Genomic DNA, 8,917 nt, shown 5'->3' with positions numbered 1-8,917 from the left:
CCCCCCCCCCCCCCCCCGGGTTTCCCGCGCGGAGGTGAAGACGAGCGTTGGCACGACTCATAAAGCAAAAACGCCATCTCCCGCAGGAGATGGCGTTTCCTTTTCAGCGAACTACTCAGGCAGCTTCGACAGCCACCGGCTTGCGAATCAGGTAATCGAAGGCCGACAGCGCGCACTTCGCCCCGTCCCCCGCCGCGATCACGATCTGCTTGAACGGCGTCGTGGTCGCATCGCCCCCGGCGAACACACCCGGGATATTGGTCCGGCCATGATCGTCCACGATGATCTCGCCGAAGCGCGACAGTTCCACCGAACCCTTCAGCCACTCGGTATTCGGCACCAGGCCGATCTGCACGAACACACCCTCCAGCGGCACCAGGTGCTCTTCCCCGCTGATGCGGTCCTTGAAGCGGATCCCGTTGACCTTCTTGCCGTCGCCGACGATTTCGGTCGTCTGCGCATTGGTGTGGATGCTCACGTTCTTCAGGCTTTCCAGCTTGTTGACCAGCACCGCGTCCGCCTTCAGCTGGTGCGCGAACTCCAGCAGGGTCACGTGTTCCACAATACCGGCCAGGTCGATCGCCGCTTCGACGCCCGAGTTGCCGCCGCCGATCACCGCCACGCGCTTGCCCTTGTACAGCGGTCCGTCGCAGTGCGGGCAGTAATTGACGCCGGCGTTCTTGTACTCCTGCTCGCCCGGCACGTTCACATTACGCCAGCGCGCGCCGGTCGACAGGATCACGGTGCTCGACTTCAGGGTGCCGCCGTTGGCGAAGCGCACCTCGACCAGGCCGTCCGGGGTCGACGGCGGGATCAGCTGGGCGGCTTCCTGTTGCTGCATCACTTCCACGCCGTAGTGGCGCACCTGGGCTTCCAGCGCGGCCGAGAACTTCGGGCCGTCGGTTTCCAGCACCGAGATGTAGTTCTCGATCGACATGGTGTCGTTCACCTGGCCACCCATGCGGCCGGTCGCGATACCGGTGCGGATGCCCTTGCGGGCCGCGTACACCGCCGCCGCCGAACCGGCAGGACCGCCGCCGATGATCAGGACGTCGTACGGGTCCCTGGCGTCCAGCTTGGCCGCCTCGCGGGCGCCGGCGCCGGTGTCCAGTTTGGCGACGATCTCTTCCACGGTGGTGCGGCCCGAGTTGAACAGCTCGCCGTTCAGGAACAGGGCCGGCACCGCCATCACCTGGCGCGCCTCCACTTCCTGCTTGAAGGCGCCGCCTTCGATGACGGTGGCCTTGACGCGCGGGTTCAGGATCGCCATCAGGCTGATCGCCTGCACCACGTCCGGGCAGCTATGGCAGCTCAGCGACATGTAGACTTCGAAGTTGTAGTCGCCGTCCAGCGCCTTGATGGTGTCGATGACGTCCTGCTCGACTTTCGGCGGATGGCCGCCGGTCCACAGCAGGGCCAGCACCAGCGAGGTGAACTCGTGGCCCAGCGGCAGGCCGGCGAAGCGCAGCTGGGTGCCGCTGCCGGGGCGCGCCAGCGAGAAGGACGGCTTGCGCGCGTCGTTGCCGTCGTAGCGCACGGTGATCTTGTCGCTGCGCAGGCCCTGGATGGTGTCCAGCAGGTCGCGCATCTGCTTCGAGGTGTCGCTGTCGTCCAGGGAAGCAATCATCTCGAAAGGCTGCTGCACGCGCTGGAGGTAGGCGCCAAGCTGGGTTTTCAGTTCAGGTGTGAGCATCGTCTTTTCCTTCTTCGTCGTTCAGCGTTCAATAAGCAAAGTAGTAAATCTGCTGTGAGATCGACTAATTTGATTGCCTGGCCTTTCCAGGCATAAAAAGCTGGCTTAGAAATGAACCGGGCCGCCGCGGCGGCCCGGACAAACTACGGGACTACGCGATTAGATCTTGCCGACCAGGTCCAGCGACGGGGTCAGGGTTTCGGCGCCTTCGGTCCACTTGGCCGGGCACACTTCGCCCGGGTGCGATGCGACGTACTGGGCTGCCTTGACCTTGCGCATCAGTTCCGATGCGTCGCGGCCGATGCCGTTGTCGTGCACTTCCATGACCTTGATCTGGCCTTCCGGATTGATCACGAAGGTGCCGCGCAGCGCCAAGCCTTCTTCTTCGATCATGACTTCGAAGTTACGCGACAGGACGCCGGTCGGGTCGCCGATCAGCGGGTAGTTGACCTTCTTGATGGCGTCCGAGGTGTCGGCCCATGCCTTGTGGGCGAAGTGGGTGTCGGTCGACACGCCGTACACTTTCACGCCCATCTTTTCGAATTCCGGCTGGAATGCGGCCAGATCTTCCAGTTCGGTCGGGCAGACGAAGGTGAAGTCAGCCGGGTAGAACATCAGGACCGACCAGGTGCCCTTGAAGTTTTCTTCGGTCAGGTCGAAGAACTTGCCAGCGTGGTAAGCGGTCGCCTTGAACGGTTTGATCTGGGTGTTGATGAGGGACATGTAATCTCCTGTTTTGCGGTTGATGAATCAGTTCAGTGAGAAGCAGTTTATCGGACTGCTCATCGTTTGTGAAATTGATTGAAACGATATTCTTGATTGATTTTACCTATCAGTCAAGTATTGCTCAGCCCATTTAATAACAGGTCAATGGGGAAAGTGGAGCCCGGACAGTGTGGCCCAAATGCCAAGCGGGTGCAACCGTGGGCCCGATTGGCGTACGGCGGTCTCGGCCGCCGTACGCGAGAAGGAAGGATCAGGCGTCGCTGGCGGCCTCGACGACAATCAGCTGCTCGGTGCAGGGAAGGTGCAGGCTGAAGGTCGAGCCCTCCCCCGGCGTGCTGGTCACGCGCAGTTCGCCGCCGTGCGACACGGCCAGCTGGCGCGAAATGTACAGTCCCAGGCCCAGTCCCTTGGGCTCGCCGTTGCGGGCGCCGCGCTCGTAGGGCTCGAAGATGCGCTCGATGTCGGTCGCCGCGATGCCCTTGCCCTGGTCGCGTACGTCGATTTTCACCATGTCGCCCTCCAGCTGCACGCTGACCTCGACCGGCAGGCCGCCGCCGTAGCGCAGCGCATTGGTCAGCAGGTTGACGATCACCTGCTCGATGCGGAACTCGTCCCAGCAGCCCTTGATCGGGTCGTGCGGTACCAGGGTCAGGGTGGTGCCGGTGGAGGCCGCCTGCAGGGCCAGGTCGCTCACCACCCGGTCCAGCAGGCTCATCAGCTCGACATCGCAGGGCCGGATCGACAGCTTGCCGCTGCGCATGCGCGAAACGTCGAGCATGTCGTCGATCAGGCGGATCATGGCCTTGATCTGGCGCTCGTCGCGGCGCACCATGGCTTCCATCTGGTCCGGGCTGAAGGCCGCCGCATTGCCGCGCCTGAGCTGCAGGCTGCGCATCTGGGTTTCCAGGAACAGGGTGTTGAGCGGCGTGCGCAGCTCGTGCGCCACCAGCGACATGAAGTCGTCGCGCATGTGCAGCGAGCGCTGCAGCTCTTCCTGGGTCTGGTTCAGCTCGCGCAGCAGGGTTTCCTGCTCCTGGCGGCTGCGCTCCAGCGCCGCCATCTGGCGGCGCGTCTCGCGCCGCTGCTGGTCGAGCGCGACGAAGACCTTGACCTTGCCGCGCACCGCGTCGGGGTCGAGCGGCTTGTACAGGAAGTCGACCGCGCCGCTTTCGTAGCCCTTGAAGGCGTAGTCGAGCTCGCGCCCGGCCGCCGAGACGAACACGATCGGGATGTTGCGGGTGCGCGAAGTGGAGCGCATCAGCTCCGCCAGCTGGAAGCCGTCCATGCCCGGCATCTGGACATCGAGGATGGCCAGCGCGAACTCGTGCTCGAGCAGCAGGGTCAGGGCCTGGTCGCCCGAGCCGGCCTGGTGGATCTCGCATTCCTCGTTGCGCAGCAGCGCTTCCAGTGCCTGCAGGTTTTCCGGCAGGTCGTCGACGATCAGGATCTTGCTTGGGTCTTGGACGCTCATGGTTTCTCCAACAAGGGCAGCAGCGTGCGAATGCCTTCCAGGGGCAGCACGAGGTGCGGGGCGCAGCGCCGGATGGCTTCTTCCGGCATGGTGCTGGCCTGGGCTTCGTTCGGGTCTTGCACCACGGTCAGCCCGCCGCAGTCTTTGATGCGGGCCATGCCGTCGGCGCCGTCGTGGTTGGCGCCGGTCAGCAGGATGCCTGCCAGCGCCGGGCCGTAGACGTCGGCGGCGGATTCCATCAGGACGTCGATCGCCGGCCGCGCGAAATGCACGGGCGGCTCGCAGCTGAGCGAGAAGCTGCGGTCGTTTTCGATCGACAGATGATAGCCCGGACCGGCGAAATACACCGTGCCCGGCTGAATCGGTTCCTTGTCGCGCGCCTCGCGCACCGGCAGCGCCACGCGGGTGGCGAACAGCTCGGCCAGGCGGCTGTCGCGGTCGGACGGAATGTGCAGGATGCACACGACGCCCGGCCCGAAGCTTTCCGGCAGCGCCGGCAGCAAGGCGATCAGGGCGTCGACGCCGCCGGCCGAGCCGCCGATGATCACCATTTCGATGCCGCGGCCGTCCAGGGCGCCTGCGATCTGCGTGTCGAGCGTCATGACGCCACCTTGCGGAACAGGCGCTCGCGCCGCGCCAGCGGTTCGAAGCGCTGGGCATAGCTGGAGAAGTCGATCGACTCCTTGCTGCCCAGTCCCAGGAAGCCGCGGTGGCACAGCGACTCGTGGAACAGGCCCAGCACGCGGTCCTGGAGCTGGCGGTTAAAGTAGATCAGCACGTTGCGGCAGCTGACGAAATGGGTTTCCGAGAACACGCTGTCGGTGGCCAGGCTGTGGTCGGCGAAGGTCACGTTCTCCACCAGCGAGCGGTCGAACTTGGCGCCGTCGTAGGCCGCCACGTAATAGTCCGAGAACGCCCTGGTGCCGCCGGCCTTCTGGTAATTCTCGGTGTACAGGCGCATGCGCTCCAGCGGGAACACGCCGCGCCGCGCCGCTTCCAGCGACTGCGGATTGATGTCGGTGGCGTAGATGATGCTGCGCTCGAGCAGCCCCTCTTCCTTGAGCAGGATGGCGAGCGAATACACCTCCTCGCCGGTGCTGCAGCCGGCCACCCAAATCTTGAGCGACGGGTAGGTGCGCAGGAAAGGCGCCACCTGCTCGCGCACCGCCAGGAAGTATTCCGGGTCGCGGAACATCTCGGTGACGGGAATCGTCAGGTATTGCAGCAGCTGCGCGAAGCCGTCCGGCTCGTGCAGGACCTTGGCCTGCAGCGCCGACACCGTGTCGCAGCCCATCTCGCGCATCGCCACCAGCACGCGCCGCTTTTGCGACGCGCCGGTGTAGTCGCGGAAGTCGTAGTTGTACTTCAGGTAGACCGCCTCGACCAGCATGCGCAGTTCGATGTCGAAATCGCTCGGTGGCTTACTCATGGCTCGTCAAATCCGCTCCAGCGCCGGCATCCACACCCGCAGCAGCGAGTACAGGCGGCTCAGGTCAATCGGCTTGGCCAGGTAGTCGTTGGCGCCGGCGGCCAGGCACTGCTCCTGGTCGTCCTTCATGGCCTTGGCCGTGATCGCGACGATCGGCAGGCGGTCGAAACGGCCGTCCGCGCGGATGCGGCGGGTCGCTTCCAGGCCGTCCATGCCCGGCATCATCACGTCCATCAGCACCAGGTCGATGCCCGGCACCTGGTCGAGCTTTTCCAGTGCTTCGAATCCGTTCCTGCCCACTTCGACCTTCGCGCCGCGCTGCTCCAGCGCGCTGGTCAGGGCGAAGACGTTGCGCACGTCGTCGTCCACCAGCAGGATGGTACGCCCTTCGAACACGCGGTCGCGCCCGCGCACGGCTTTCAGCATGGTCTGGCGCTCGGACGAGAGTTCGGACTCGACCTTGTGCAGGAACAGGGTCACCTCGTCCAGCAGGCGCTCGGGCGAACGCGCGCCCTTGATGATGATGGAGCGCGAGTAGCGCAGCAGCTCGGCTTCCTCGTCGCGGGTCAGGTTGCGGCCGGTGTACACGATCACCGGCGGGAAGGAGCACAGCTCTTCGTTCGACATGCGCTCGAGCAGCTCCCTGCCCTGCATGTCGGGCAGCTTGAGGTCGATGATCATGCAGTCGAAGATCTCGGTACGCAGCAGTTCCAGCGCCTCGCCGGCCGTGCCGACCGGCGCGATCTGGACGTCGTCGTCGGCGATCAGCTGCACCACGCTCTCGCGCTGGCGCTCGTCGTCCTCGACCAGCAGCACGCGCTTGATCTTCTGGGTCGATTTCTCCTGCAGCTTGCGGAACACTTCTTCCAGCTGCTCGCGCGAGGTTGGCTTGAGCGCATAGCCGATCGCGCCCAGGTGCAGGGCCTCGCCGCCATTCTCCATGCTCGACACCACGTGCACCGGAATGTGGCGTGTGGACGGGTTGTCCTTGAGCTGCTGGAGCACGGTCAGTCCGGAGCGGTCCGGCAGGCGGATGTCGAGCAGCACCGCGTCCGGCTTCTGGCTGGCGGCCAGGGCCAGGCCCTCGTCGGCGGATTGCGCCACCAGGCAGCGGTATTCCATTTCGTGGGCCAGGTCGTAGAGGATGCGCGCGAATTGCGGCTCGTCCTCGACCACCAGCACGGTGCGGCGGCCGTCGCCGGCCTCGTCGCGGTCGTCCGGGAAGACTTCCACCGGATCGGACTGCGGCGCCGGAGCCGGCGCCGGCGTGGCCGCCACTGGTGCCGGTTGCGCGGCAGGTGCGTAGGCGGGCGCCGGGGCCGGGCTTGCCAGTGCAGGGACGCCGCCGCGCGGCAGGTTCAAGGTAAATACACTGCCCTCGCCGGGTTCGCTGGACACGGTGAGCGTGCCGCCCAGCAGGCCCGTGAGGTCGCGCGAGATCGACAGGCCCAGGCCGGTGCCGCCGAAGCGGCGGCTGGTGGTGCCGTCGGCCTGGTGGAAGGCGTCGAAGATCTTTTCCTGCTGGTCGTGGGCGATGCCGATGCCGCTGTCCTGCACGCGGAAGGCCAGCATGCCGTCCACGCCAGTCGCCACCGACAGGCTGACCGCGCCGCTATCGGTGAACTTGACCGCGTTCGACAGCAGGTTCTTGAGCACCTGCTCGATGCGCTGGCGGTCGGTGTGCAGGGTGGCCGGCACGTCGGGCGCGATGTTGACCTTGAAGTCGAGCGACTTGTGGCGCGCCAGCGGCTCGAAGGTGCGCGCCAGGCCCTCGACCACGCGGCGGATCGGGACGTCTTCCGGCACCAGGTCCAGCTTGCCCGCTTCGACCTTCGAGATATCGAGGATGTCGTTGATCAGCTGGAGCAGGTCGTTGCCGGCCGAGTAGATCGTGTGGGCGAAGCGCACCTGCTCGTCGGTCAGGTTGCCGCCGGCGTTATCGGCCAGCAGCTTGGCCAGGATCAGCGAGCTGTTGAGCGGCGTGCGCAGCTCGTGCGACATATTGGCCAGGAATTCCGACTTGTAGCGGCTGGCGCGTTCGAGCTCGAGCGCGCGCGACTGCAGTTCTTCCTGGACGCCGGTGAGGGCCGCGTTCTTCATGTCCAGCGCCAGCGCCTGCTCGGCCAGCTGGTCGTTGGTGGTGCGCAGTTCGGCCTGCTGGTTCTCCAGCGCGGTCTGCGATTCTTCCAGCGCGCGCGACTGCTCTTCCAGCTCTTCGTTGGCGGTACGCAGCTCTTCCTGCTGCACCTGCAGTTCCTCGTTCAGGGTCTGGGCTTCTTCCAGCGCGTGCTGCAGGCGCTGGCGATAGAGCACCGCCGCGATCGAGGCGCCCACCACCGGGGCGATCAGCTCCATGAACTCGCGGTCGCGCTTGGATACCGGGTGCAGGAAGCCGATCTCGATCACGCCCTTGACCTTGCCATGATTGTAGACCGGCGCGATGATCAGCTCGCGCGGCGGCGTGTTGCCCAGGCTGGTGGCCACCTTGAGATAGCCGTCCGGGAGGTCGCGCAAGACCAGGATGCGGTTGTCGCCTGCCGCCTTGCTGGCCAGCGATTCGCCCGGCTGGATCACCTTGGCGTGGTCGTTGCCGTCGTAGGGGAAGCCATAGGCGCCGATGCGGCGCAGCACGCCCTCTTCGCTGCGCACGTACATGGCCGCGACGGCGCCGTCCAGGTAGCGTGCGATATAAGCCAGCACGGCTTCGGCCAGCGGCTCCAGGTTATGGATGCCGGCGCTCTGCATGGTCAGCTCGTTCACGCCGGTGCGCAGCCAGGCCTGCTGGCGCAGCTCGGCATTGTGCTCGGCCTCGTGTTCCAGCACTTCGCGGTAGCTGGTGGACAGGCTGACCAGCTGGCGGCGCCCGAACAGGGCCAGGCCAACGCCCACCGCCACGCTGAAGGTGAGGAAGGTCACGACCGACCAGAACACCACCCGGCGCGCGGAATCGTTGCGCTCCTGGAGCACGCGTCCTTCGACGGTGACGAATTCGTCGTAATTGCGGCGCACCTCGTCGGTCAGCACTTTGCCGCGGCCGCTGCGCACCGATTCGACCACGTCGGCGCCCACGCGGCGGCGCGCGATCATCTCGCTGGCGTATTGATTCCACTGCTTCTGGGCGGCGTTGACGCGGCGCACGCGTTCAGCCTGCAAGGGTGCGTCCTTGACCAGGTCGGCCAGCGAGCGAAGTCCGTCTTCCACCCGCTGGGACGCCAGCAGGTAGGGGGACAGGAAGGCTTCGTCGCCGGACAGGAGGTAGCCGCGCATGCCTGCCTCCATGTCGGCCGACAGCTTGCTGACCTCGTGCGCGTTGCCGATCACCTTCTCGGAATGCTCGACCCAATTCAGGACGTTGATCAGGTAAGCGATGAGGCCGACGAACACGACGGCGCTCAGGAAGCTCATTCCTAAGGGCAATACGAGGTTGCGGGTGAGGATGCGGCGAAACTCGAAGTTATCGATGGAGGTGCCCGTCATGCGTTTTGGATATTTATTAGGAAAAAAATATCCAAAGTGTAACTCATACAATTTTTTTGGCGCACACGGTAGGGTCGGGGGGGGGGGGGGCGCCGCCCGGGGGGGGGGGGGGGGGGGTTTG

Annotated in this window: 6 protein-coding genes; all 6 read right to left on the bottom strand. The window is 65.4% G+C overall.

Features of this window, described 5'->3' with window-relative positions:
• Positions 1 to 115: 115 nt before the first annotated feature.
• On the bottom strand, positions 116 to 1,693 hold the full coding sequence (gene ahpF / locus KBW95_RS24260) for an alkyl hydroperoxide reductase subunit F (RefSeq protein WP_211527131.1): 1,578 nt from the start codon (positions 1,691 to 1,693) through the stop codon (positions 116 to 118).
• 159 nt (positions 1,694 to 1,852) lie between these two features.
• Positions 1,853 to 2,416, bottom strand: a complete 564-nt coding sequence (ahpC, locus tag KBW95_RS24255; RefSeq protein ID WP_211527132.1) for an alkyl hydroperoxide reductase subunit C — start codon at positions 2,414 to 2,416, stop codon at positions 1,853 to 1,855.
• Positions 2,417 to 2,669: 253 nt separating this feature from the next.
• On the bottom strand, positions 2,670 to 3,890 hold the full coding sequence (locus tag KBW95_RS24250) for a hybrid sensor histidine kinase/response regulator (protein WP_211527133.1): 1,221 nt from the start codon (positions 3,888 to 3,890) through the stop codon (positions 2,670 to 2,672).
• Entirely contained in the window at positions 3,887 to 4,492 is a 606-nt protein-coding gene (locus KBW95_RS24245; protein ID WP_211527134.1) for a chemotaxis protein CheB, read from the bottom strand. Before KBW95_RS24245 ends, KBW95_RS24250 begins: the two co-directional genes overlap by 4 nt.
• Positions 4,489 to 5,319, bottom strand: coding sequence for a protein-glutamate O-methyltransferase CheR (locus tag KBW95_RS24240; protein WP_211527135.1), 831 nt, complete (start codon positions 5,317 to 5,319; stop codon positions 4,489 to 4,491). Before KBW95_RS24240 ends, KBW95_RS24245 begins: the two co-directional genes overlap by 4 nt.
• A 6-nt stretch (positions 5,320 to 5,325) precedes the next feature.
• A complete protein-coding gene (locus KBW95_RS24235; RefSeq protein WP_211527136.1) occupies positions 5,326 to 8,796 on the bottom strand; it encodes a response regulator in 3,471 nt (1,156 codons plus the stop codon).
• Between the last annotated feature and the right edge of the window lie 121 nt (positions 8,797 to 8,917).

The sequence above is a fragment of the Massilia sp. ZL223 genome, assembly GCF_018119395.1.
GTDB lineage: Bacteria > Pseudomonadota > Gammaproteobacteria > Burkholderiales > Burkholderiaceae_D > Telluria.
The sequence above is the reverse complement of the archived record's forward strand: the minus strand, read 5'-3'. Positions and strand labels throughout refer to the sequence as shown.

Bases quoted from the DNA above. Each gene is read 5' to 3' on its own strand.
- ahpF (WP_211527131.1), bottom strand. From the start codon at position 1,693: ATGCTCACACCTGAACTGAAAACCCAGCTTGGCGCCTACCTCCAGCGC.
- ahpC (WP_211527132.1), bottom strand. From the start codon at position 2,416: ATGTCCCTCATCAACACCCAGATCAAACCGTTCAAGGCGACCGCTTAC.
- KBW95_RS24250 (WP_211527133.1), bottom strand. From the start codon at position 3,890: ATGAGCGTCCAAGACCCAAGCAAGATCCTGATCGTCGACGACCTGCCG.
- KBW95_RS24245 (WP_211527134.1), bottom strand. From the start codon at position 4,492: ATGACGCTCGACACGCAGATCGCAGGCGCCCTGGACGGCCGCGGCATC.
- KBW95_RS24240 (WP_211527135.1), bottom strand. From the start codon at position 5,319: ATGAGTAAGCCACCGAGCGATTTCGACATCGAACTGCGCATGCTGGTC.
- KBW95_RS24235 (WP_211527136.1), bottom strand. From the start codon at position 8,796: ATGACGGGCACCTCCATCGATAACTTCGAGTTTCGCCGCATCCTCACC.